General features: G+C 62.5%; 19 protein-coding genes and 1 other RNA gene. 13 read left to right on the forward strand and 7 right to left on the reverse strand.

What is annotated here, in order from left to right; genetic code table 11:
* Nucleotides 1-31 precede the first annotated feature (31 nt).
* The gene (locus PVA39_RS16820; protein WP_274125040.1) at nt 32-1465 is read left to right on the forward strand and encodes an aldehyde dehydrogenase family protein; all 1434 of its coding nucleotides are present in this window, start codon (nt 32-34) and stop codon (nt 1463-1465) included.
* 15 nt (nt 1466-1480) lie between these two features.
* Here PVA39_RS16820 and hrpB read toward each other — a convergent pair whose 3' ends face one another.
* Nucleotides 1481-4015, reverse strand: coding sequence for an ATP-dependent helicase HrpB (gene hrpB, locus PVA39_RS16825; RefSeq protein WP_274125041.1), 2535 nt, complete (start codon nt 4013-4015; stop codon nt 1481-1483).
* Between the two features lie 151 nt (nt 4016-4166).
* On the opposite strand from hrpB, the gene PVA39_RS16830 reads away from it, so the two are divergent.
* From PVA39_RS16830 to ssrA, 4 genes are all read left to right on the forward strand, one after another.
* Nucleotides 4167-4586: a hypothetical protein gene (locus PVA39_RS16830; RefSeq protein ID WP_013789937.1), complete on the forward strand. Its 420-nt coding sequence runs from the start codon at nt 4167-4169 to the stop codon at nt 4584-4586.
* A 54-nt stretch (nt 4587-4640) separates the two neighbouring features.
* The gene (locus PVA39_RS16835) at nt 4641-5510 is read left to right on the forward strand and encodes a cation diffusion facilitator family transporter (protein WP_274125043.1); all 870 of its coding nucleotides are present in this window, start codon (nt 4641-4643) and stop codon (nt 5508-5510) included.
* Between the two features lie 170 nt (nt 5511-5680).
* Complete coding sequence (locus PVA39_RS16840) at nt 5681-5956, forward strand: hypothetical protein (RefSeq protein ID WP_274125044.1); 276 nt, start codon at nt 5681-5683, stop codon at nt 5954-5956.
* Between the two features lie 105 nt (nt 5957-6061).
* Nucleotides 6062-6453, forward strand: a transfer-messenger RNA (tmRNA) gene (gene ssrA / locus PVA39_RS16845).
* A 134-nt stretch (nt 6454-6587) separates the two neighbouring features.
* On the opposite strand, the gene PVA39_RS16850 is transcribed toward ssrA, so the two are convergent.
* Together PVA39_RS16850 and PVA39_RS16855 are read right to left on the reverse strand one after the other, a co-directional pair.
* Nucleotides 6588-7613, reverse strand: coding sequence for a histone deacetylase family protein (locus PVA39_RS16850; protein WP_274125045.1), 1026 nt, complete (start codon nt 7611-7613; stop codon nt 6588-6590).
* 56 nt (nt 7614-7669) lie between these two features.
* Nucleotides 7670-8683 (reverse strand): ATP-binding cassette domain-containing protein, encoded by a 1014-nt coding sequence (locus PVA39_RS16855; RefSeq protein ID WP_274125046.1) that lies wholly within the window; start codon nt 8681-8683, stop codon nt 7670-7672.
* Between the two features lie 451 nt (nt 8684-9134).
* Between PVA39_RS16855 and PVA39_RS16860 the strand changes: the two genes are divergently transcribed.
* From PVA39_RS16860 to PVA39_RS16870, 3 genes are all read left to right on the forward strand, one after another.
* Complete coding sequence (locus PVA39_RS16860; RefSeq protein ID WP_274125048.1) at nt 9135-10091, forward strand: ABC transporter substrate-binding protein; 957 nt, start codon at nt 9135-9137, stop codon at nt 10089-10091.
* 5 nt (nt 10092-10096) lie between these two features.
* Complete coding sequence (locus tag PVA39_RS16865) at nt 10097-12103, forward strand: ABC transporter permease (RefSeq protein ID WP_274125049.1); 2007 nt, start codon at nt 10097-10099, stop codon at nt 12101-12103.
* A gap of 281 nt (nt 12104-12384) precedes the next feature.
* A complete protein-coding gene (locus tag PVA39_RS16870; protein WP_274125050.1) occupies nt 12385-12933 on the forward strand; it encodes a hypothetical protein in 549 nt (182 codons plus the stop codon).
* A 56-nt stretch (nt 12934-12989) separates the two neighbouring features.
* Here PVA39_RS16870 and PVA39_RS16875 read toward each other — a convergent pair whose 3' ends face one another.
* A complete protein-coding gene (locus tag PVA39_RS16875; protein WP_274125051.1) occupies nt 12990-14051 on the reverse strand; it encodes an acyltransferase family protein in 1062 nt (353 codons plus the stop codon).
* A gap of 233 nt (nt 14052-14284) precedes the next feature.
* Between PVA39_RS16875 and PVA39_RS16880 the strand changes: the two genes are divergently transcribed.
* Both PVA39_RS16880 and PVA39_RS16885 read left to right on the forward strand, forming a co-directional pair.
* Entirely contained in the window at nt 14285-15055 is a 771-nt protein-coding gene (locus PVA39_RS16880) for a nuclease-related domain-containing protein (protein ID WP_274125052.1), read from the forward strand.
* A gap of 55 nt (nt 15056-15110) precedes the next feature.
* Nucleotides 15111-16193 carry a PD-(D/E)XK nuclease family protein gene (locus PVA39_RS16885; RefSeq protein WP_274125053.1) on the forward strand — a complete coding sequence of 361 codons (1083 nt, stop codon included), beginning with the start codon at nt 15111-15113 and terminating at the stop codon, nt 16191-16193.
* A gap of 22 nt (nt 16194-16215) precedes the next feature.
* Here PVA39_RS16885 and PVA39_RS16890 read toward each other — a convergent pair whose 3' ends face one another.
* From PVA39_RS16890 to PVA39_RS16900, 3 genes are all read right to left on the reverse strand, one after another.
* Nucleotides 16216-16740, reverse strand: coding sequence for a type II toxin-antitoxin system VapC family toxin (locus PVA39_RS16890; protein WP_274125054.1), 525 nt, complete (start codon nt 16738-16740; stop codon nt 16216-16218).
* 1 nt (nt 16741) lies between these two features.
* Nucleotides 16742-17452 (reverse strand): hypothetical protein, encoded by a 711-nt coding sequence (locus PVA39_RS16895; protein ID WP_274125055.1) that lies wholly within the window; start codon nt 17450-17452, stop codon nt 16742-16744.
* A gap of 186 nt (nt 17453-17638) precedes the next feature.
* Nucleotides 17639-19258 (reverse strand): methyl-accepting chemotaxis protein, encoded by a 1620-nt coding sequence (locus PVA39_RS16900; RefSeq protein WP_274125056.1) that lies wholly within the window; start codon nt 19256-19258, stop codon nt 17639-17641.
* A 542-nt stretch (nt 19259-19800) separates the two neighbouring features.
* Between PVA39_RS16900 and PVA39_RS16905 the strand changes: the two genes are divergently transcribed.
* From PVA39_RS16905 to PVA39_RS16915, 3 genes are all read left to right on the forward strand, one after another.
* Nucleotides 19801-21213, forward strand: a complete 1413-nt coding sequence (locus PVA39_RS16905) for a purine-cytosine permease family protein (RefSeq protein ID WP_274125057.1) — start codon at nt 19801-19803, stop codon at nt 21211-21213.
* Between the two features lie 78 nt (nt 21214-21291).
* The gene (locus tag PVA39_RS16910) at nt 21292-22260 is read left to right on the forward strand and encodes a carbon-nitrogen hydrolase family protein (RefSeq protein ID WP_274125058.1); all 969 of its coding nucleotides are present in this window, start codon (nt 21292-21294) and stop codon (nt 22258-22260) included.
* 66 nt (nt 22261-22326) lie between these two features.
* Nucleotides 22327-22716 carry a hypothetical protein gene (locus PVA39_RS16915; protein ID WP_274125059.1) on the forward strand — a complete coding sequence of 130 codons (390 nt, stop codon included), beginning with the start codon at nt 22327-22329 and terminating at the stop codon, nt 22714-22716.
* Nucleotides 22717-22731: the final 15 nt, after the last annotated feature.

Below are 22731 nucleotides of genomic sequence, written 5' to 3' on the forward strand. Positions count from 1 at the left end.
TCCTGCGCCACCCGCGCCCCGGAGCATAACCATGAACACGCCTCACTACATCGCCGGCCACTGGGTGGCCGGCGAAGGCAGCGATACGCTCAATCCCTTCGACCCGTGCCTCGCCCAGCCTTTCGCCGAACTGCGCGCCGCCAGCGCAGCGCAGGTCGACCTGGCCGTGGCCGCCGCCCGCCAGGCGCTGGGCGGTTGGAAAACCACCGCGCCGACCGAGCGCGCCCTCTACTTGCGCGGCTTCGCCAATGCCATCGCCGCCCGTCGCGACACGCTGATCGAGCTGCAGATGCGTAACAACGGCAAGCCGCGTCACGAGGCCGAGGTGGATCTCGACGACTCTGTGGCGACCTTCAGCTATTACGCCGACCTCGCCGAGGGCCTGGCTGAACGACAAAATCGGCCGGTGACGCTGGCAGCGCCGGGCTTCAGCTCACACACCCGGCTGGAAGCCATCGGCGTGGTAGGCCTGATCGTGCCCTGGAACTTCCCCCTGGTGACCAGCGCCTGGAAGATCGCTCCGGCCCTGGCCGCCGGTTGCACCCTGGTGCTCAAACCCTCGGAAGTCACCCCGCTGATTGAACTGGCCTACGGCGAGATCGCCAGCGAACTCGGCCTGCCCGCCGGTGTGCTGAACATCGTTGGCGGCAAGGCGCAAGTTGGCGCGGCGCTAAGCGCTCACCCTGGCCTCGACAAACTGTCGTTCACCGGCAGCAACGCCGTAGGCAGCCGCGTGATGCACAGCGCCGCCGACCACTGCAGGCCGCTAACCCTGGAGCTGGGTGGCAAGTCGGCGATCATCGTGTTCGACGACTGCGATATCGATCAGGCCATCGAGTGGATCATCGCTGGTATCTGCTGGAATGCCGGACAAATGTGCTCGGCAACCTCGCGCCTGCTGGTGCAGAACGGCATCGCCGACGCCCTGCTGCCGCGCCTGGCCGACGCCATGCAGGCGCTGCGCGTCGGCAACCCGTTGGGCGAGGAAGTCGACATGGGCCCGCTGAGCAGCGAAGCGCAATGGCACAAGGTCGGCGAGTACCTCGCCACCGGCCAGCAGGAACAGCTGAATTGCCTGGCCGGCGGCGCGCTGCTGGAGCGGCGGGGCTGGTTCGTGGCGCCGACGCTGTATACCGATGTGCCCACCGACAGCCGGCTCTGGAACGAGGAAATCTTCGGCCCGGTGCTCTGCGCGCGGCGCTTCGCCAGCGAAGACGAGGCCATCGCCCTGGCCAACGACAGCCGCTTCGGTCTCGTCGCGACCGTGGCCAGCGCAGACCTGCAGCGTGCCGAACGGGTTGCTGAAGCACTGGAGGTTGGCCACGTATGGATCAACTCGGTGCAGGCTGTGTTTGTGGAAACCTCCTGGGGAGGCAGCAAGGGCAGCGGCATCGGCCGTGAACTCGGCCCCTGGGGCCTGGCCACCTACCAGTCGGTGAAACACGTGACCCACTGCCTGGGCTGAGCCAGCTTTCGCGCGCTACTTGCGCGGCTTGGCCCGCGCCGTCGGCTCGGCGATCAGCGGATCGTCGGGCCAGTAGTGTTTCGGGTAGCGGCCTTTCAGATCCTTTTTCACCTCGGCGTAGGTGGTGCGCCAGAAGTTGGCCAGGTCCTGGGTCACCTGCACTGGCCGCCGCGCCGGGGACAACAAGTGCAGCAGCACCTGCTGACGACCATTGGCAATGCGCGGCGTCTCGGCCAGGCCGAACAGCTCCTGCAGGCGCACCGCCAGCACCGGCGGATGCTCGCTGTAATCGACACCGATACGTGAGCCGGACGGCACGGCGATGCTGCGCGGTGCCCACTCATCCAGGCGCTGGGGCAGCGGCCAGGGCAACAGAGTTTGCAGCATCGCGTGCAGGTCAAGATTGCCGAAGTGGCTCAGCCGGGTGACCTTGCCCAGGTAAGGCGCCAGCCAGGTTTCCAGCGTGGCCAGCAGCGCCGCATCCGATACATCCGGCCATTCGCTGCCGGCCTGGGTTTGCAGATCGAGCCCGCGCAGCAGCATCACCCGCGCCTGCCACTGGCGCAGCTCTGGCGTCCACGGCAGCAGCGCCAGGCCCTTGCGCCGCACCAGACCGAGCAGCGCCGTAGTGCGCGCCTCGGCATCCAGCCCTGGGAGCGCCTCGCTGCTGAGCACAAGATCACCGACCTTGTGCTGTCGCTCGGCGCGCAGCACGCCTTCGCGCTCGTCCCATTCGAGCAGATCCAGGCTGCTCACCTGCTCGACCAGCACCGACTCGAACAGCGCCGGCTCCAGCTCCGCGGCCAGGTAGATGCGCTCCTCGCGCTGGCCGTGGCGGCTGCCCAGGTCGGCAACCACCAGCCAGCTGTGCTTCATCAGAGCATCGGCTTCGCCAAACTGCGCGGCACGCCCGTTGGCCAGGCGATATTCGGCGCCGCCCTCGCGGCGCTGGCGGGCGATGCGGTCCGGGTAGGCGAATGCCAGCAACGCGCCCAACCAGCGGCCGTGTTCGGGATCGCCCACCGGCTCGCTGACCGGCACCCGGCGCAGATACCCCTGAAACTGTTTGGCCAATTGCCGAGCCCGTTGCACGCCACCCTGAGCACCGCGCGCAGCCCGGCTCTCACCCGACAGCAGCGCTAGGCGGCTATGCAGGTCGGCACCGGCGCCACGCAAGATGTCGCGTTCGCCCAACAGTGCCGCCAGGTCACTGGCCAACTCGCCGAGGCCCAAGGCCTGGCCACGTAATAACAGATGAGCGATACGCGGATGGGCCGGCAGCTCGGCCATGGCCTGGCCGTGAGCAGTCAACACGCCACGTTCGTCGAGGGCGCCGAGGCGCTGCAACAGGTCACGCGCCTGGGCGTAGGCGGCAGCGGGCGGCGGGTCGAGCCAGACCAGCTCGTCCACCTCGACGCCCCATCGGGCCAACTGCAGCGCCAGGCCGGCCAGGTCGGCCTGCAGAATTTCCGCCGCGGAATACGCTGGCAATTGTTCGTGCTGTGCCTGGGACCACAGCCGGTAACACGCCCCGGGTTGCAGACGCCCCGCACGGCCAGCCCGCTGAGTGGCCGAGGCGCGGGAAATACGCGCGGTATCCAGGCGCGTCATGCCGCTGCCAAGGTCGAAACGCGGCACGCGCGCCAGGCCGGCGTCGACCACTACGCGCACGCCATCGATGGTCAGGCTGGTCTCGGCGATGTTGGTGGCCAGCACCACCTTGCGCAGCCCGGCCGGCGCCGGCTCGATGGCCGCGCGCTGGGCCGACAGTTCCAGCTCGCCATGCAGCGGGCAGACGCGCACGTCGCTGCGCCCGGCCAGCGCTTCGTCCAGTTGTTCGGCCACGCGGCGAATCTCCGCCTGGCCGGGCAGGAACACCAGCAGGCTGCCGGGCTCGTCGTCCAGCGCCTGCAAAACGGTTTGCAGCACCCTCGGCTCGAGCCACTCGCCGGCCTGCCAGGGCGCGCCCCAGCGAATGTCCACCGGGTACATGCCCCCTTCGCTGCGCAGCACCGGCGCGTCACCGAGCAAACCAGCCAGGCGCTCGCCTTCCAGGGTCGCGGACATCAGCAACACCTTGAGCGGCGCCTCGCCACTGTCAGCGCCGCGAAACATCGCCCGGCCATTTAGGGTCAGCGCCAGGGCCAGATCGGCATCCAGGCTGCGTTCGTGGAATTCGTCGAAGATTACCAACCCGACACCGTCCAGCGCCGGGTCGCCCTGCAGGAGCCGAGCGAGGATGCCCTCGGTGACAACCTCGATGCGCGTGCTGGGGCCGACTTTGCTGTCCAGGCGGATGCGATAGCCCACCGTCTCGCCGACCTTCTCACCCAGCTCGCTGGCCAGCCGCTCGGCAGCGGCGCGGGCGGCCAGGCGCCGCGGTTCGAGCATCATGATGCGTTGCCCGGCCAGCCACGGCTGGTCGAGCACAGCCAGCGGCACGCGGGTGGTTTTGCCGGCGCCGGGCGGCGCTTCGAGCACCACCTCATCACGTGTGGCCAAGGCGCGGCACAGGTCAGGCAGCAGGGAATCGATCGGCAGGCTGTTCATCGGGGCTCCAGTTCAGGCCGGCGATTATAACGGCGAACCGCCGCCCTGCTTGCCCGGTCATATGCCGTCGAAAGCTGCGTATTGCTGCGCCACAGCAGCTTTGCCATGCTCGCCTTGCTATAGTGGCGTCCACTTTTTCTGGAGGTGCTCGATGCGCACGAAATCCCGCGTTATCGGCGGCGTTCTCGCCGTTACATTGGTCACTCAACTGTCTGCCTGCGGCACCATCTTCTTCCCCGACCGGCGCGGTCAGATCGAAGGCCGTGTCGACCCCCTGGTCGTCGGTCTGGACGCCATCGGCATTCTCTTTTACGTGATTCCCGGCCTGATCGCCTTTGGTATCGACTTCGCCACCGGCGCCATCTACCTGCCAGGCGGCACCACCGCGCAGGTGGACACCCAGTCGCTCAAGGACGTAGTGGACGCCGACGGCAAGGTCGACAATGCCAAGCTCAAGGCGCTGATCGAAACCCAGACTGGCCACAACCTGCCGCTCGACGACCCGCGCCTGATCCAGCACAGCGGTAGCGCTGAACAGCTGGCGGCTTACGGTCTGCGCCCTTCCGCCTAACGCCCCCGCGGCCCGTCAGCAATGACGGGCTCAGCTTAACCCCATGGATCGCCCATGACCCTCGACCGCCAGCACGCCCGCCTGATGCGCCAGGCCACCGCTGCAGCGCTCTGCGTGGCACTGACCCTGGTGCTCTGCAAGGCCATCGCCTGGTGGGCCAGCGGCTCGGTCAGCCTGCTCGCCGGCCTGACCGACTCGCTGCTCGACAGCGCCGCCTCGCTGCTCAACCTGATCGCCGTGAATATCGCCCTGCGCCCTGCCGACGATGATCACCGTTACGGCCATGGCAAGGCCGAAGCTCTTGCTGGTTTGGGCCAAGCGCTGTTCATCGGTGCCAGTGCCATCCTGGTTGCCGTGCAGGGTTTCGAGCGCTTGCGCCAGCCCGAGCCATTGACCGCCCAGGCACTCGGTATCGCAGTTATGCTGCTGTCCATGGTGCTGACCGTCGCCCTGCTGATGTTCCAGCATCACGTGGTACGCAAGACCGGCTCCACCGCGATCCACGCTGACTCGCTGCACTACCGCTCCGACCTGCTGCTCAACGGCGGCATCCTCCTCGCCCTGCTGCTCGCCTACCTGGGCTGGCAACAGGGCGACGCGCTGTTCGCCATCGGCATCGCCGCCTACATTCTATGGAGCGCGGTGAGCATTGCCCGCCAGTCGGTCAGCGTGCTGATGGACCAGGAACTGGCCCCCGACGTCAGCACCCGCATGAGCGCGCTGGCCTGCGCCGTACCTGGCGTCATCGGCATCCACGACCTGCGTACACGCCTCTCCGGTACCCGCTGGTTCGTGCAACTGCACGTCGATCTGCCCGGCAACCTCACCCTCACCGAAGCCCACGCGCTGTGTGAACAGGTGGAAGACGCCATCCGTGGCGAATTCACCCAGGCCGAAGTACTGGTGCATGCCGACCCGGTGTAAGCCGCACCGTTTTGAGGCAGGCGATGCGCCATCAGAAAAACTCTGAACCGTCATCGCGAAAGGCCAGTCAGCTTCACTAAGCCCGAATGATTTGGGCGGGACGCTCCCGGCTCCCCTAACCCTCAACCAGGGCGGCACCGGGAATCTATTCGTGATGAGAGGATTACCACATGAAGCGCGTATCCATGTTCGTCATCGCCGTCGTACTGGCCGCACCGGCTTTCGCAGCTGATGACCTGTGCACCGTCAACCTGCAGAAACTCGACAACGCCATGACCACCAAACCAATGGTGGCCGATCCGCTCAAGCAGCAGGTCGAAGAAGCCAAGAAACAAGCTACCGACGCGCAGGCCGCTGGCGACCTGAAAGCCTGTGGCACCCACGCTCAACGTGCGCTGCAATTGCTCAATGCACCGAGCGAAGACGGCAACAGCTCCGATAGCTGACCGTGATGCAGGCCGGCGCTGCGCCGGCCTGTTTGCGAGCGCGCTGTTTCGCCCGGGTCGACGCCACGAACCCTTTTGGCGTACACTGCGCGTCTCGCAAGTTTCGGGGCCGATTAGGATTCGACGCCGGTAGCGAAGCTCGAGGTGCATGCCGACTTGGTAACAGAAGTCGTAAATCCACTGTTGCAACTTTCTATAGTTGCCAATGACGAAAACTACGAGGGCTACGCTCTCGCTGCGTAAGCGGCGCGACTAGTCCTTCTGGTAGCTTCGGCTCCAGCGATCACTAGAGGATGCCTGTAAACTCGAAGTGATTGTCATGCAGAACAGGATCGCCGCGTAGTACGTTGTGGACGAAGTGGCTAAAACTTACACAACTCGCCCAATGCACCCTGCCCGTCGGGCGGCTGAGGGTTAACTCAATAGACACGGCTAAGCATGTAGTACCGACAGTGGAGAACTGGCGGACGGGGGTTCAAATCCCCCCGGCTCCACCAAACCCAAAACCCCTGACTTCCTAGCGGAAGTCAGGGGTTTTTATTTGTGGAGTCAAAAGCCTCCGGTGCCCAAGCTCTAACTGCTACACCTGAAAACGGCTTGCTGCCAAAGCCATCCATGGCTTCAAACGTGATCACTCCCCTGCCGCCACCACATTCCTCACGCACTCCCCAATCACATCCAGGCCATAACCGCCCTCCAGAACGAACATGTGTGGGATATCCAGCTCGGCTATGGCGCGGCCGATGTGTTTGAAGTCCTCGGTGTGCAGGTCGATTCGCCCGGCGGGGTCGTTGATGTGGGCGTCGGCGCCAAGGGCGATGACGAGGTAGTCGGGGGCGAAGTGGCGGATCTTTTCGAGGGCGGCTGTCAGCGCCTGCGAATAGCCTGACGACCAGCTGCTTCCTGGCGCGACGGGCAGGTTGAGGTTGAAACCTTCGCCGCTGCCCTCGCCGATTTCATCGGCATAGCCGGAGAAATAAGGGTAATCCACTGCCGGGTCGGTGTGGATCGAGATCGTCAGCACATCGCTGCGGGTCCAGAAAATGTCCTGGGTGCCATTGCCGTGGTGGGCATCGATGTCGAGAACGGCGACGCGGGCGCCGCCTGCGCTGAGGGTGTGCGCCGCGAGCGCCGTATGGTTGGTGTAGCTGGTGCCGCCACCCATGTCCTTGCAGGCGTGGTGACCTGGTGGGCGGGCCAGGACGATGCCTCCCGAGCCGCTGCGTTTGAGGTCATTGGCGGCCTGCAGCGCAGCTCCGGCAGCGCCCAGTGTGGCGGCCCACATGCCCGGCGTTATGGTGCTCACGCCATCGAACATGTAGTAGGCGATCTTGCCCTCAATGGCGGTGGGGCAGCGCGCTGGCCGGTTGCGGTGGGGCCACACGAAGCCCACGCCGTCCAGATCCGCGCTGTACGTGGCGGCCCATTGCGCCCAGGCGCTGCTCAGAAAATCCAGATAGTCCTGAGAATGGATGCACAGCAGGTCCTGCAACGTTGCCGGTGGGCAGTCGATCACCTCGGCATCGCTGGCACGCTGCAGAGTCTCCAGTACAGCGCCGGTGCGCTCACGCACATCGAGCGTCGGGATGAATTTGCCGGGCACCAGCTCCAGCCGTGATTGGTGTTCCAGATGCGCGTCGTTCTTGTAGATTTTCATAAGGATCCCAACCTTGGATGAATCTGAAATTCCGCCGTGGCAGAGCCAGTTGAGCGCTACGCCGTCATTGCTGCGGTAAGCGCATCACCAATGTCCTGGCGGCGCATGAAGCCGACCGTGCCGCCTGCGGCACTGTCGAAGGCGATAACGTTCGCGCCGCTTTGGAAGGCCTGCGCCACTTCCCTCAGGGTCGAGTCGACGCTGAGTTTCTGATCGAAACCTTGCGGGTCGCCGGCCTGCATGAAGTTTTCTGCGGTCAGAATGCGGCTGCGCTCGGCGCTGGCGGTGAACGCGCTGACGTAGTCGTCGGCCGGCTTGAGGATCAGCTCGGCGGGCGTGCCGACCTGGACGATCTGCCCGTTGCGCAGCAAAACGATGCGGTCGCCCACGCGAGCAGCCTCGTTGAAGTCGTGTGTCACGAAGATCACGGTCTTTTCCAGGCTCTTCTGCAGCCTGAGCACTTCGTCCTGCATCTCTTCACGGATAAGCGGGTCGAGCGCCGAGAAAGGTTCGTCGAGCAGCCAGAGCGTGGGGTTGGTGGACAGGCTGCGGGCGATGCCCACACGCTGCTGCTGCCCGCCGGACAGCTCGATCGGGTAATGGTCTTCCTTGCCGGAGAGCCCCACCACGCCGATGATTTCCAGCGCCTTCTGGCGCCGCTCGGCGGCGCGCACACCCTGAATTTCCAACGGCAGTTCCACGTTGCCGAGCACCGTACGGTGCGGCAGCAGTGCGAAGTTCTGGAACACCATGCTCATGTGGTTGCGGCGCAGCTCCTGCAGGTTCTTGTCGCGCATGGCGAGCAGATCCTGGTCGTTGAAGCGCAGCTCGCCCAGGGTCGGCTCCACCAGACGGGTCAGGCACCTGAGCAGCGTGGACTTGCCCGAGCCGGACAAGCCCATGATGACCAGCACCTCGCCTTTCTTGACCGACAGATCGATATCGGCCAGTGCGACGAAGCCGCCTTCACGCTGAATGGCCGCGATGGTCTCGGCGACCGGCAATGACGGCTTGGCCTGTGCGGCTTTCGAGGGGCCGTAAATCTTCCAAAGGTTCTTGCACTCAAGCATCGTCGATACGCCTCTTCTCTGGCCCACTTTGTGGGTACATTCGCCAGTGCCGCTGGCCTCGCCGTGCATGGCGGCGTCTATTCGGGCAACCGAACCAGCCCGCGCACCCAAATTGGGCAGTGGCTGGCGCCTGCATCAGCGTTCGCTGGGTGTGCCCGACTCGGCCCGGAAGATGCATTCCCCCTTAGGCCCACCTCGCCCGGCTAGCGCATTCGCCTGCAGCCGGCAACTCCTGCTCACCGCCTGGGCCGCGACCCCGACGCAGATTTTCTGCCTCGGCACTCGCTCTAAATTTTGTGATTATTTTGAGATACATAACTCATGCCACGCTTTTAATAAGCGCCACAAAATTGAGTTTTGCAAGCTCAATATCTTCATTTGTGCTTGACATGTGATAACAGCAGTTCTCTACTCGAAGCCAACAAAAAGCCAGAGAAGGGAGTTGGAACTGATGAATCACCTGCACTCGAAATCCTCATACGCGGCGCTGCTTTTTTGCTGCGCCGCGCTGCAGTTCCAACTCGCCTTCGCTGCCGCGGAGACCCAGGAGCCAGTAAGGCTGGCGGTCTCCAGCGCGACGGATGCCGACTTCATCACCAACGTTTACGGCTCGGCGCTGAAGAAGGCCGGCTACAACGTCAACTACATCAAGACCGATTACACGGCCCAGTTCACTGCGATGGAGTTCGGTGACATCGATGTCAGCCCGGCCATCTGGTCCTCGTCGCCGGAGCTGATCGCTGCCGCGCTGGAGTCGGGTTCGGTGTCGAAAGCTGGCGTGACCGGCGTGAAGATCAAGGAAACCTGGTGGTACCCCAGCTATGTCGCCGAGCTGTGCCCGGGCCTGCCGGACTGGAAGGCGCTCAAGGAGCCAGCCTGTATCAAGGCGCTGTCCAACCCCGAGACCGACGGCAAGATCAACTATCTGGGCACCCCGGCAGACTTCGATTCCGATGACACCCGGCGTATCGAAGCCCTCGGCCTGGACGTACACATGACGCTGCCCGGCACCATGGCCGCTATGGTCGCGACCATGGAGGGCGCCATCGCCAAGAAGAAGCCGATCATCGGTTTCGGCTTCGTGCCCCACTGGCTGTACGGCTCAGACAAGGGCAGTTTCGTCGACTTCCCGGCCTACGAAGATGCCTGTCGCAGCGATCCGGCCTGGGGCCCGAACCCCAATGCCGTCGGCGACTGCGCGCTGCCGGACGGCGACATCATCAAGCTGGTCAACGACGATTTCGCCAAACGTGCGCCGGGCGCGGTGCGCATCCTGAAGAGCTTCGTGCTCACCAACGACGATGTGGCGTGGGGCATTCTGCGTCAGGAAAAAGATGGCCTGACCGCTGAAGCCGCCGCCAAAGAATGGATGGAGAAAAACGAGAAAACCTGGTCGTCCTGGTTATGAGCACGATGGCCAGCACCGCCGCAACCTTGCCGGTTTCCGGCCTCAAGCGGCTGCCCAGCAGCCGCCTCTGGCTCGCGCTTGGCATCGCCGTGCTCATCATCGCCATCCTCGGTCAGCAGTGGCTCCCCAAGGAGCTTTATGCCTGGCCGAAGGACTGGATCATGCCGTGGCTGAAGGCCTCCAACGACGCGCTCAACCAGTTGCTGCGCCGTTCGGAAATTGCCGGCGAGCCGCTGCGGGTGTGGACGCGCATGGCCGGTGACGTACTCGCCCTGCCCATGCAGGGCCTGCAGAATTTGCTCGCCTCCGGGTGGTTCATCCCAGGGCGCAGCGCTGAAGAATCAGTCACCCTGCCGCCGCTGTCATGGCTCTCGGTGGTGCTGGCCGCCAGCTACCTCGGCTGGCTGGCCGGCGGTCGGCGCCTGGCGCTGCTGGCCTTCTCGACCTTCGCCTACTTCCTGGTCTTCAATCTGTGGGCCGAAGCCTCGCTGACGCTGGCGTCGGTAAGTTTCGCCATCGTGCTCGGTACCCTGCTCGGCCTGGCCTTCGGCGTCCTGCTGTTTCGCCACCCGCGCCTGGAGACGCTGCTCAACCCCGTTTTCGACGTGATGCAGACGATCCCGCCGTTCAGTTATCTGGTGCCGGTGTTGATCCTCTTCGGCTTCGGCCCGGTAGCCGCGCTGGTGGCGACGCTGATCTTCGCCCTGCCGCCGATGATTCGTGCGGTGGTGCTCGGCTTGCGCCGCCTACCAGAACACGCCTTCGAACTGGCCGGCATGACTGGCGCCTCGAAATGGCAGGCGATCTCCAAGATCCTCGTGCCCAGCACGCGCAACGACCTGCTGCTGGGCGTCAACCAGCTGGTCATGATGTCGCTGGCCATGGTCATTCTCGCCTCCATGATCGGCGCCGGCGGCCTGGGTGCCGAGGTGCTGCGCGCCATCCAGTCGCTACGCTTCGGCCGCGGGCTGGAAGCGGGCATCGCCATCAGCCTACTCGCCGTGCTGCTTTATGGTTACGGGCACGCGGTCGCGGTGCGGCGGCCCACCCACGCCACGCGGCCCAGGCCGCTGCGCCACCTGGCCATCCTCGCTGCACTGCTGATCATTCCCACCCTCGGCGGCAGCGTGTTCGAAATCCTGGTGAAATTTCCGGTCGAGCTGACCTTCTCTACTGCAGATTTCTGGGCGCGCATCATGGCCTGGCTGAACGCCAACTGGGGTGCCGGCTTCGAGAGCCTGCGTCTGTTCATGACGCTCGACATCATCCGCCCAATGCTGGAGATGCTGCGCGGCCTGGGCTGGGCGCCGATTGTCCTGTCGCTGCTGTGCTTCGGCTTCGCCCTGGGGCGGCCGATGCTGGGGCTGCTGTCCAGCGCCACACTGGTGCTGATTGCCGCAGTCGGTTATTGGGACAAGCTGCTGATCACCTTCAACCTGGTGATAATCGGCACCTTCTTCTCCCTGCTCGTCGGCGGCCCAGTCGGTATCTGGGCGGGCTCGTCGAAGCGGGTTCATGCCGTGTCGGAAGTCATCGTCACCACGCTGCAGACCCTGCCGTCGTTCGTTTATCTGGTGCCCATCGTCATGCTGCTCGGCCCAGGCGATGCCACCGCGGTGATCGCGATTGCGGCCTACTCCGTCGCCACCACCATTCGTTATACCGACCACGCCATGCGCAGCGTCGACCCCAGCACCGTCGAGGCCGCTGTGTCGTTCGGCGCAACGCCGTTGCAGAGCTTCTGGAAGATCCGCCTGCCGCTGGCCCGCGCGGGCCTGCTGCTGGGCCTGAACCAGACGATCCTGATGTGCGTGGGCATGGTGGTGATCACCGCGCTGGTCGGCAGCCAGGGCCTGGAGCTGGAAACCATCGACGCCATCGCCCGGGTCGAACCGGGCCGCGGTCTGCTGGCCGGGCTGGCCATCTCCGCGCTGGCGATCATCATCGACCGCTACATGGGTGCGATTGCCCAGAAGATGGGCGGCGCCACACCGCGCCGAGGTCGGCACTGAGCCAGGTACGCCGGGCGCTATCAGGCTGCTTAGCCAGATAGCGCCCGGTGCCGCTAGATCGATTGCGCCCGATCCCATCGCGTCAATCAGCCTTGCCAAGGCCTGGCTGATTTACCCTGACGGCCATTCAAGGTGTGGATGCGACAGCGCACAGGGATTTCTAACCTTTGCGCTGTTACGCTTTGCCGCCCGACGGGCACAACCGCGCCAAATCCATGCGCTTGCTGCTAAAGCCTCAAGGCTGATCGGGCTATGCACTCAATACACCTAAAGGGACTTTCATGATTCGAATCCAGCTTTGCCTCATTTCCTTGGCCTTGCTCGCCGGCTGCGCGAGCCAGTCATCAACTGCGCCTTATGCCTCAGCCAAGCCTGGTTGCCAGAGCGAGAATCGGCAGGTGAACGGGCAGTCGGTCAAAACCGATTTCTGCATTCGCAGCATCCCCTTCAAGCCTTCTCAGTATCTGGTGAAGGTCAATGGAGAGGACGCCTTCAAAGGCGATGATTTCAAACGCGTCGCCTTTCAGAACAAGCTTTCGGCAGGCATGGTCAGCGGCGGCTGCAATGAGCTTATCGAGTTGCAATCCAGCGCCTCGGAAGAAAACGTCGCGCTCGACAAGCTCTCTGCCGAGCTGATCCAAGGTTGTGCGATCAAAGCGGACGCCAAAGGCAATGCCAGCGCATTCGAGAAAACCGAAGCCTGCGACAAGGTCTTCTACAAAGGTTTGGCGTCTCTGCTCGGCAAGGTTATGCCAGTGGAAACCGCCAGGCAGTGCTCGGTAACGCTGAACGGTCAGCAGGTCTTCAGTGGCCGCTTCGTTTTCGACTGAGCACTTCAAAACCAAGAAAAAACCACGCCAGGCGTGGTTTTTTTATGCCGCCCGACTCAGGCAGTGGCTCTTTTCTGCAGCGGCGCGGTGGCGCGGTTGACCCGCGTCTTGGCGCCGAAGAAGGCCACGCTGAGAAAATGCAGCGGGCCGATACGCTCCAGCACCAGCTTGAACGCCACCGGCAGCAGCAGCCCCATCGCCATGCTGACGGTGAAGACCAGCAGGTCCTCCTGCACCTGCAGCTTATTCAGTACGATGCGCGCACCCGCCGTGCCGAAGACGTGGAACAGGTAAATCTCGAAGGAGAAGTACCCCAGCCAGGCCAGCGGCATGAAGTAGAAGCGCCGGGCGATCAGCAGGCTGATGGCGGCCAGGCCCAGCGCCGTTCCTACCAGAGCGAGGTTGGCGTCGTCGAGATCAAGCAGCGCGAACAGATAGGCCTGGTCGATCCCCACCAGGATCACCAACGCCATGGCCATGGTGATGACGCTGCTGCGGGTGATCAACTGCGCGCTGAAGCGATAGAGCCCCAGGCCCAGCAGGAAGAACGGCAACAGCTCCACCGCCCGGTCGAGGCTGAACAGGTTCGGGAAACTCTCCGACGCGAAGGACGCCGCCAGGGCCGCGGCGAACACCAGCCCATAGTTGCGCAACGTCAGCAGCAGGCCAGCCTTCTCCAGCAGCGAAATCACCACGAAGATGCAGAAGATCGCCTGCAGGAACCAGAAGTGCGCGTAGCTGAAGAAGTAGATGCTGAAAATATCGCCCAGCTGCGGCTTGTCGTTGGTGTTGGGCACGATCATCTGCATGACGAAGAACAGCGTCGAGACCGTCAGTAGCGGTATGCCGACGCGTTTGAACTTGCCCTGGTAGAAGCGCGACAGATCACAGTCGGCGTTCACCGGCCGCAGCGCGTAGACGTAGCCCGAGATAGCGGTGAACAGCGGCATACGAATATAAACGAGGGAATCGTAGAGGTAGCGCAACACCGAGTCGTCCGGCACTTTCATGCCCAGGTCGGACGAACTGCCGATGACATGGCCCGCTACCATCAGAAACAGCGCCAGTCCGCGAATCGTCTCTATTCGCAGATCCTTCTCGGGCGTGGTCTTGGTCATGCTGAGTCCTCTGTACTAGCTAAGCGAGACAGCGTTTCCCCGAAGATGGGAACGGATGTCGACGAATCGATCATCTGAGCGCATGGAGCTTCGACTAGTTCAGCGGTGAGGCACTAAAAGCGGGCGGTTCTCTAAACAGGCGACGATCAAGGTAACAACCGGGAAATGCCATAGTGCCATCACCATTCTTTGGTTAAAATCCGGCTCAATCAGGATTACCCGATGGTTGAGAAATGGACTTCACACCGATCATTGCCCAGGTCTGGGGCACGCTCTGCTGGTTTATCCCCGTTTTCATTCTGCTTGGCCTGCTCAAATCGCCATGGGCCAAAGGCCATATCGGCGAGCTACTGGTGCGTTTCGTCGCCCACCGGCAACTGGATGAACACACCTACCGCCGCCTGCACAACGTCACCCTGAACACCCCGGATGGCACCACGCAGATCGACCACGTGTTTCTGTCGATTTACGGCATCTTCGTGCTGGAAACCAAGAACATGGGCGGCTGGATCTTCGGCGGCGAGCGCCAGGCGCAGTGGACGCAACGCTTCAGGCGGCGCAGCTTCAAGTTCCAGAACCCATTGCGCCAGAACTACAAACACCTCAAGGCCCTGGAAGCAGCGCTTGGCATCGCGCCCGAGCACCTGCATTCGGTGATCAGCTTTATCGGCAGCAGCACCTTCAAGACCGAGATGCCAGCCAACGTCACCCAGGGCGGCGGCTTTGTTCGCTATATCCGCTCGTTCCAGCAGCCGGTATTCACCGAAGCGCAAATCGAAGCCATGCTGCAAACCCTGCAAAGCGGCCGCAGCGCTCCTACCCTCGCCACCCACCGCGAGCACGTGCAGAACCTCAAGCGACGCAGCGACCCCACCGCCGAACGCCAATGCCCGAAATGCGGCAACGCCCTGCTGATTCGCACCGTGAAATCCGGGGCGAAAGCCGGGCAGCAGTTTTGGGGATGCTCGGGGTTTCCGAAGTGCAGGATTGTGCAGGCGCTTTGAAGCATAGCGCCGTGGGCGCCCCGACAAATAAAGAACTCTCTTGGGAAACCACTCCATGGAACTGGAAGACGCACGCACCCTGCTGGCGAAAGCCGCCCACTACCGACAGCCCGATTACGAGCTGAGCATCTTCGCGCTTGGTGGCCGTGGCTATTTCGAAAACCCCACTACCGACTTGCTGGCCTTCTTCCTCGACCCTTCCCAGGTGCACGGTCAGGGAGACTGCTTTCTCCAGGCGCTGCTCAATTGCCTGCCTGATGTGGACGAACTGCAGGCCACCTTGCGTGCACCACCTCAGCGTGAGGTGAGTACACAGAACGGCAACCGTATCGACCTGCTGTTGCTCGGTGATGGCTGGGATCTGCTGCTCGAGAACAAGATCCTGCACAGCCAGATCAATCCGTTTTCCGACTACGAGGAATATGCCAACGGCCTGAAGGACGATAAACATCGCCGGCGGCTGTGCGTGATGCTCTCGCCATCGGGCAAGAGCGAAGCCAAGAACTGGATAGGCGTGAGCTATGCCAGGTTGATCGCCGCCATCCATGACGAAATGGCGCGCCAGCTGCAAACCCAACCTCTGAATAAATGGCGGGTGTTAGCCGAAGAGTTCGTGCTGCACCTGAAAAACATCGCCGTGGAGCGCCGCATGGACGCCAATACCCTGGATTTCGTCTTCACCCACCTGCCGCAGATCAGCGCCCTCAACAAGCTGCGCGACAAGGCCATCGATGAACTCGACAAGCGCATTCTCGAACGGCTGCAGGCCGAAGTCCCCGGCTACACGCCCTACACCCGGCGACATACCTGGGAGAACGGCCCGGCACTTCGCTACGCCTGCAACGACTGGGAAGGCTGGTCGGATGTGGTGCTTTACCTGAATTGCCGCCTGGAACAGGTGCGACCTTTTGTAAGGGTGTATCTGTGCGACGTCGACAAGGCGCTGATGGACGAAGGCCGCAAGCTGTTCACAAAGCCAACCAAGGCGCCCTGGACGGAGGGAAAAACCATTATTGGTTTTGAGTGGGGGCTTGGGGAGTTCGATGAGCAGAGGGTTATCGAGATGGTGGTGAGCAAGATGCGGGATTTAATGAGGTTTGAGAACCAGATAAGAGCCAGCCCAGAACAGGCAAAATAAATCTTCTCATCTTCGGTTTAACTCATTGCCCTAAGTCCGCCTCAAGTTGCTGCGGGTTAGGCTCTATATCAGCTAGACACTTCACAACAAGCCCACAGCGCTGAGCCTTTTTATAAAGGCCTTTGTCATGGGTCCAAATCTCATCTGCATTGTTTGCAAGTGCAATAGCGATGATCTGACGGTCAAACCGCAGCTTTGCCTTGATAGCATCGGGATCCAGAACCTTCAACTCATTGTCATCAACCATACGCGCACACTCGACAGCCGCGATTTGATCAAAGGCGACTATTTCAAAGCATGAAACACCGTTGACGATATCAAGATGTTGCTGATGGTGGGACCGTTCAACCCCCACCAGATACTCAGCCAAGACAGGGGTGGGGATAAGCACCGTACCGCCCCTCACATCGATTTGTTCGACTAGGGCCTCAGCCCTAGTCTCGGCCCTATCGACGTTCTTTCCAGTGGCGGGATCGACCAAGACGATGCCGTCTTTCGCATTTCTCAATGCTTGAACGAGCACATTGGTGTCTAGAACTATGCGCACCTCATCCCCTTAGGTTATGGATCGTTCCATGAGGATCATCCATTTCATTCCAGCTCATGCCACCAACGGCTTTAAGCTTACCTACGGCACTGCGCAGAGAAACTCTCTCAAGTTTCTCGTAGGATTGGATGATCATCTTGCGTAGCCTCCAACCTCCATTTGGCCGGCTTTCCCACTCTCCCTTGCCATGAACGCGAATGTGCTTGAAGAGCAACTTTCCTAACTCTTCAGCTAGCAAAGTATTGGCCTCGCAAAGCAGAGTTTCGCCATCTGCACCTTCAAGCCGAACAGGAACCGTATCGTCTTTCCCACCAACAATATAGAGGCGCCCTTGGACGCTACCTTGCTTAATAACGACCATTGCAGGCTCAGCAGCCTTGGCTTTTGGAAACTGCAAAATATTCGCATCTGGAGTTTGCAGGATACCGTCAACGCGGTCCTGCTCCATCAATGCAGATAGCTGCATGTAAGCTTTTCTTGCTCGCTTAGGCCCTATGCCCTGAGCGGCCTCACGCACGCGATTTAGTACATGAGGGTACTTGTCGTCTTCTATCCATGTATTCAGACAGACACAACCCTCAGTAACCGAGTCAAAATGTACGCTTTCGTGAGAGCCAAAAAGCTCAGCTAGCTCACGCAGATAGTCCGTAACGCGAGCCATAGAAAGCTTGCGTGGATCGGTTCCGTCGAGTTCGAGAGTGAGCGTCTTCATGTCGGCGAGTATAGGTCCGGCCATTTGATCTTGCTACGCCCTCAACCGCAGTACCGCACAAATGAGATACACCGCCTTAACAAGTGCGTGACCGAGGCCTACTCCAGCGAGATACCGCCCATCGCACCTATGGCTATCTGTCTGCCAAGCGGGGCCTCCTGCCCTGGCTAACACGAACAACAACCATCAAACCTTAAAGCGACGCACCAGCCCACTCAGGTCACCCGCCAGGCGCGACAGTTCCTGGCTGGCGGTCTGGGTTTGTTCGGCGCCGGCGGAGGTCTGGATCGACAGGTCGCGGATGCGCACCAGGTTGCGGTCCACTTCGCGGGCGACCTGGGCCTGTTCTTCGGCGGCGCTGGCGATCACCAGGTTGCGTTCGTCGATGCCGCTGACCGCCTGGGTGATGGTGCTCAGGGCCTGATTGGCAGCGCTGGCCTGCTCCTGGGTCTGGCGCGCCTGGTCGGCGCTGGTCATCAGGGCCGAGACGGTCTGGTTGGTGCCCTGCTGGATGCCGCCGATCATTTGTTCGATTTCCCGGGTCGACTCGCCGGTGCGATGGGCCAGCGAGCGCACTTCGTCGGCTACCACGGCGAAACCGCGCCCAGCTTCGCCAGCACGCGCGGCCTCGATGGCAGCGTTGAGGGCCAGCAGGTTGGTCTGCTCGGCCACAGCGCGGATCACGTCCAGCACCTTGCTGATGTTCTGGGTCTGCTCGGCCAGATTACGAGCCTGATCCGAGGCGCTCAGCACGTTGCTGGTCAGGGAGCCGATGGCGCTCAGGGTATCGGTGAGCTGCACCTGGCCGAAACGCGCGGTTTCGGCGGCGGCTTTGGAATCGGCCGAGGTGGTTACGGCGTTGGACGCCACTTCTTCCACGGCGTGGCTCATCTCCGTCACGGCGGTGGCGGCCATCTCGATCTCGTTGTTCTGCTGCTGCAAACCCTGGGCGCTCTCGCTCATCACCGCACTCATCTCTTCGGTGGAGGCAGCCAGTTGCTCGGCGGACTTGCCAATGTGCTCCAGGGTGCTACGCAGGGTGGTCTGCATGGAGTGCATGGCCTGCAGCAGCTGGGCCGCTTCGTCCTTGCCGGAGAGGTCAAGCTGGCGGGTGAGGTCGCCCGAGGCGATGGTCTGGGCCGCGGCAACAGCACTGCCCAACGGCGCCGTCAGGCTGTGGGTCATACGCCAGGACAGCAGCAGGGTTAGCGCCACGGCGACAATGATGGCCAGCACGGTGACTTTCTGCGAGTTGGCGAACAGCGCCACTGCCACTTCGGTGTGATGGTTGGCCTCGTCGAGGTTGATGCTCTGCAACTTGCCCGAGGACGCATTCATGGCGATGCCCAGATCGTTCAGCCGTTTCGCCAGCAGGTCGCGCACATCATCCATGCGGTCCTGTTTGATCAGGGTGACCAGGGTCGCGTCATGCTGCAGGTACTCATGGAAGATATCGGTCAGTTTGCCGAAGTGCTCCTGCTCCTCGGGCGACACGATCATGGTTTTGTAGCGCGCCAGTTCGGCTTCGATCAGCACGCCGATGTCCTGGATCTTCACGTAGGTGGCATCGACCTTGGCGGGGTCGGCGGCCAGACGCAGGGTCTCCAGGCGCAGGCGTGCCAGCGCCAATGCCAGCTTGCTGCTCGACACGATAGCCGGAATCGAGTTCTGCTCGATCACTTCGCTCTCGCTGCGGATATTGCTCATCTGGTAAAGGCTGAACAGTCCCAGCATCACTACCAGAATGGCAATGGTGCCAAAACACAACAGACTCCGGCGGGCGATGGGCATGGATCGAAGGTTCATGGCGAATCTCATCCTTAAGAAGGTCGGGGGAGCGAGGCAGGAGCGGCGGCAAGGCGTGCCGCTGCTAGACAGCGGAACTTTGTTACAAGGCTTAACAGATTAGCAGCAGAACGTGGCTGAGGCGTACCTGAAAGTAGCTATCTAGAGCGGTCAAGCAGGAGTCTCCAAGGGCAATCTTTCAGTGCCAGGCTGCGGTTTGATCGGTGCATCAAGAGCATGCTCTGCACGTTCATATCGACTTACCTGCAAGAAACTTTATTTTGTCGCCAAAATTTGGACGCCCAAGCTATCCAGTGATCTTGGTCGATATGCCATCCGCATAAGCAACGTATTTAGCTTTCACCTTCGTCCTCGTCACCCGCCCTCAAAAAACGCCTGCCTGTGCGCGCTCGAATGCTTTCACTTTCGCGAAAGTCAGCTTGAGAAACCCGGAATTTACAGCCTTCCAGAGCGCCCCCAATACTGAGGTCGCCTGCGCAGGCATGGGCTCAGCCCGCGGTGCAAAGGCTTCCAGATAAGCGCATAACAACAAGAGGCGCCCTATGAACACGCCGAGCAATGCCGGACGTGAGCTGCCCAAGCTCGAAGTCCGCTCGATCGATTACGTGCCGCGTGAAGAACGCCATGGAAAGATCTGGCACCAGGGACCGTTCTGGTTCACCGGCAATTTCGTCTTCCTGACCATGATGGTCGGCTTCACGGGCCCGAGCATGGGACTCGGCATGCTGTGGAGCATCCTTGCGGTGGCGCTCGGCGCCTGCTTCGGCACCATTTTCATGGCGCTGCACGCCAACCAGGGCCCGAAGATGGGCTTGCCGCAGATGATCCAATCCCGCGCGCAGTTCGGCAGCCGCGGCGCCATCGTGCCGTTCGCCGCGACGGTGTTCGTGTACATCGGCTTTATCGTGTTCGGGGTGATTCTGGTCACCCAGGCGCTGCAACTCGTGCTGCCGGGCTCCAAGGCGTTCTGGTACCCGGCGCTGGTGGTGCTGTCGATCATCCTGGCGGTGGTGGGTTATGACCTGCTGCACTTCGTGCAGCGCTGGCTGACCTATGTGCTGATCGCCACCTTCGCCGTGGTTACGGTGATGGCCGTCACCGCCCTGCCCCAGGCCTCGACCGTGACGGTAGCCGCCACGCCGCACTGGGACACCACCGCGTTTCTGGTGCAGCTGTCTCTCGCCGCCGGCTACAACATCAGCTATTCGGTGTACGTGTCCGACTACTCGCGCTACCTGCCCGAGGATGCGCCGAGCGGCAAGCTGATCTTCTGGACGTACCTGGGCGCGGCCGGCTCGGCGGTGTGGCTGATGTCGCTGGGCGCGGTGCTGGCCACCTACCAGCCGGGCGCCGATGGCATCGTCGCGCTGGTAACCACCGGCAACTACTTCTTCGCAGGTTTTGGCGTGTTCGTGGTGCTGGTCGGCGCCGCCGCGCAGCTGTCGGTGACCGGGGTGAACTGCTACGGCGCGATGCTCACCGGCCTCAGCGCGGTGGACGGCTTCCGCCCGGTACGCCCGACCCTCGGCCTGCGCGTGGCCGGGCTGACGCTGGTGGGCGTGGCATCGATCATCGTTTCGCTTTCGCTGCCCGAGGCGTACATGACCAGCTTCAATGGCTTCGTGCTGCTGATGCTGTACTTCCTGATCCCGTGGACGGCGGTGAACCTGGTCGACTTCTATGCGGTGCGCAAGGGCCAGTATTCGATCAGCGAAATCTTCAACCCACAGGGCATCTATGGGCGCTGGGCCTGGCAGGGCATTGCGTCCTACGCCGCGGCGTTCCTCAGCATGATTCCGTTCTTTTCGCTGCCCTTCTATGTCGGCCCGGTCGCCGAGGCGCTGGGCGGTGCAGACGTGGCCTTCATCCCCGGCCTGCTGGTGGGTGGCGGCCTCTATTACCTGCTGACCCTGACCGGCAACGAGCGCCCAAGCGCTGCACCGAATCAGCTCTAACCACTTCCTTGTTTCTGCAAACCTACCTCTGAGGGCGGCCGGGCCGCCCTCGCTCACCCGCTTTTCAGGTGCATGCCCATGAACGAGAAAACCATCGCCCTTATCCAACAGCCACCAGCAGTGCTCGATACCGCGCAAACGCTGGAACGCGCCGTGGCGCATATCGCCGAGGCCGCGGCCCGTGGTGCACAGTTGATCGTGTTTCCGGAAACCTGGGTGAGTGGCTACCCAGCCTGGGTGTTCGGTATGGCCGGCTGGGACGACGCCCATGCCAAGCGCTGGTATCAGCGGCTGCTGGCCGACAGCCCGGTGCTCGGCGCCCAAGACGATATGCATGATGGCCTGGCACCGATACGCGCCGCCGCCCGCGAGCACCAGGTTAGCGTGGTGGTGGGCATCAACGAGCGGGCACGGGCGCAGAGTGGCTCGCTGTTCAACTCGCTGGTGACCATCGGCGCTGACGGCTGCCTGCTAAACGTGCACCGCAAGCTCACCCCGACGCACACCGAGCGCAACGTGTGGGCCAATGGTGACGCCGCCGGCCTGCGCGTGGTGGACACACCGGTCGGCCGCGTTGGTGGGCTGATCTGCTGGGAGCACTGGCACCCGCTAGCCCGCCAGGCGCTGCATGCCCAGGACGAGCAGATCCACGTCGCCGTCTGGCCGGACATGCCTGAGATGCACCATATCGCCGCCCGCTCCTACGCCTTCGAGGGGCGCTGCTTCGTGCTGTGTGCCGGGCAATACCTGACCACCGCTGATCTGCCCTCTGACCTGCTCGATGCCTATCGCCAGGGCGCCGGTGCTGAACAATCGGTCGATGGCGTGCTGTTCGCTGGTGGCTCCGGAGTGGTCGGCCCGGATGGCATGTGGCTGGCGCCGCCGCTGGTTGGCGAGGCTGGCATCGTGCTGGCGACCCTCGATCTGGATTGCGTCGATGCCCAGCGCCACGACCTTGATGTAGCCGGGCATTACCTTCGCCCGGATGTGTTCGAGCTGCACGTCGACCGCCGCCCGCGCACCGGCATCGCGCTGCGCGACAGCTGATTGCCCTCGCTGGTGCTGACGAACCCTCGCCAGCGCCATCTTATTTATCTCTTCGAATAACTCATCATGAACGACGTACTGCTTGCCACTGCCCTGCTGTCCCTCGCCCTTGGCGCCCTCTCCGGCTTCGCCGTGCTCACCTGCGTCGACTACCCGGAAAAGGCCCGCGCCTTGGGCGTGATCAATCCGATGCGCATTCGCCAGGCGCATATCGACTGGATCGTGATGGGCACCGTGATGGTCTCCACCGCCCTCGCCGTGCCAGACATGCCGGGCTGGATCTACGCGCTGGTGATGTTCGGCGGCGTGGTCAACCCGCTGACCTTCGTGCCCATGGCCTTCTCGAAGACCGTGGACACGACGCAGGCGTTTCGCCTGGTATCGCTGGTGTCGTTCACCTCATTGAGTATGGGGTTGGTGTTGGCGGCCGGGCATTTCATCAGCACCCATTTCTGAGCACAGCGGCTACCG

Source organism: Pseudomonas sp. CNPSo 3701, from assembly GCF_028674975.1.
Taxonomy (GTDB): domain Bacteria; phylum Pseudomonadota; class Gammaproteobacteria; order Pseudomonadales; family Pseudomonadaceae; genus Aquipseudomonas; species Aquipseudomonas straminea.

Excerpts from the sequence above, each read along its gene's own strand:
- PVA39_RS16820 (WP_274125040.1), top strand. The coding sequence starts at position 32 with ATGAACACGCCTCACTACATCGCCGGCCACTGGGTGGCCGGCGAAGGC.
- hrpB (WP_274125041.1), bottom strand. The coding sequence starts at position 4,015 with ATGAACAGCCTGCCGATCGATTCCCTGCTGCCTGACCTGTGCCGCGCC.
- PVA39_RS16830 (WP_013789937.1), top strand. The coding sequence starts at position 4,167 with ATGCGCACGAAATCCCGCGTTATCGGCGGCGTTCTCGCCGTTACATTG.
- PVA39_RS16835 (WP_274125043.1), top strand. The coding sequence starts at position 4,641 with ATGACCCTCGACCGCCAGCACGCCCGCCTGATGCGCCAGGCCACCGCT.
- PVA39_RS16840 (WP_274125044.1), top strand. The coding sequence starts at position 5,681 with ATGAAGCGCGTATCCATGTTCGTCATCGCCGTCGTACTGGCCGCACCG.
- PVA39_RS16850 (WP_274125045.1), bottom strand. The coding sequence starts at position 7,613 with ATGAAAATCTACAAGAACGACGCGCATCTGGAACACCAATCACGGCTG.
- PVA39_RS16855 (WP_274125046.1), bottom strand. The coding sequence starts at position 8,683 with ATGCTTGAGTGCAAGAACCTTTGGAAGATTTACGGCCCCTCGAAAGCC.
- PVA39_RS16860 (WP_274125048.1), top strand. The coding sequence starts at position 9,135 with ATGAATCACCTGCACTCGAAATCCTCATACGCGGCGCTGCTTTTTTGC.
- PVA39_RS16865 (WP_274125049.1), top strand. The coding sequence starts at position 10,097 with ATGGCCAGCACCGCCGCAACCTTGCCGGTTTCCGGCCTCAAGCGGCTG.
- PVA39_RS16870 (WP_274125050.1), top strand. The coding sequence starts at position 12,385 with ATGATTCGAATCCAGCTTTGCCTCATTTCCTTGGCCTTGCTCGCCGGC.
- PVA39_RS16875 (WP_274125051.1), bottom strand. The coding sequence starts at position 14,051 with ATGACCAAGACCACGCCCGAGAAGGATCTGCGAATAGAGACGATTCGC.
- PVA39_RS16880 (WP_274125052.1), top strand. The coding sequence starts at position 14,285 with ATGGACTTCACACCGATCATTGCCCAGGTCTGGGGCACGCTCTGCTGG.
- PVA39_RS16885 (WP_274125053.1), top strand. The coding sequence starts at position 15,111 with ATGGAACTGGAAGACGCACGCACCCTGCTGGCGAAAGCCGCCCACTAC.
- PVA39_RS16895 (WP_274125055.1), bottom strand. The coding sequence starts at position 17,452 with ATGAAGACGCTCACTCTCGAACTCGACGGAACCGATCCACGCAAGCTT.
- PVA39_RS16900 (WP_274125056.1), bottom strand. The coding sequence starts at position 19,258 with ATGAACCTTCGATCCATGCCCATCGCCCGCCGGAGTCTGTTGTGTTTT.
- PVA39_RS16905 (WP_274125057.1), top strand. The coding sequence starts at position 19,801 with ATGAACACGCCGAGCAATGCCGGACGTGAGCTGCCCAAGCTCGAAGTC.
- PVA39_RS16910 (WP_274125058.1), top strand. The coding sequence starts at position 21,292 with ATGAACGAGAAAACCATCGCCCTTATCCAACAGCCACCAGCAGTGCTC.
- PVA39_RS16915 (WP_274125059.1), top strand. The coding sequence starts at position 22,327 with ATGAACGACGTACTGCTTGCCACTGCCCTGCTGTCCCTCGCCCTTGGC.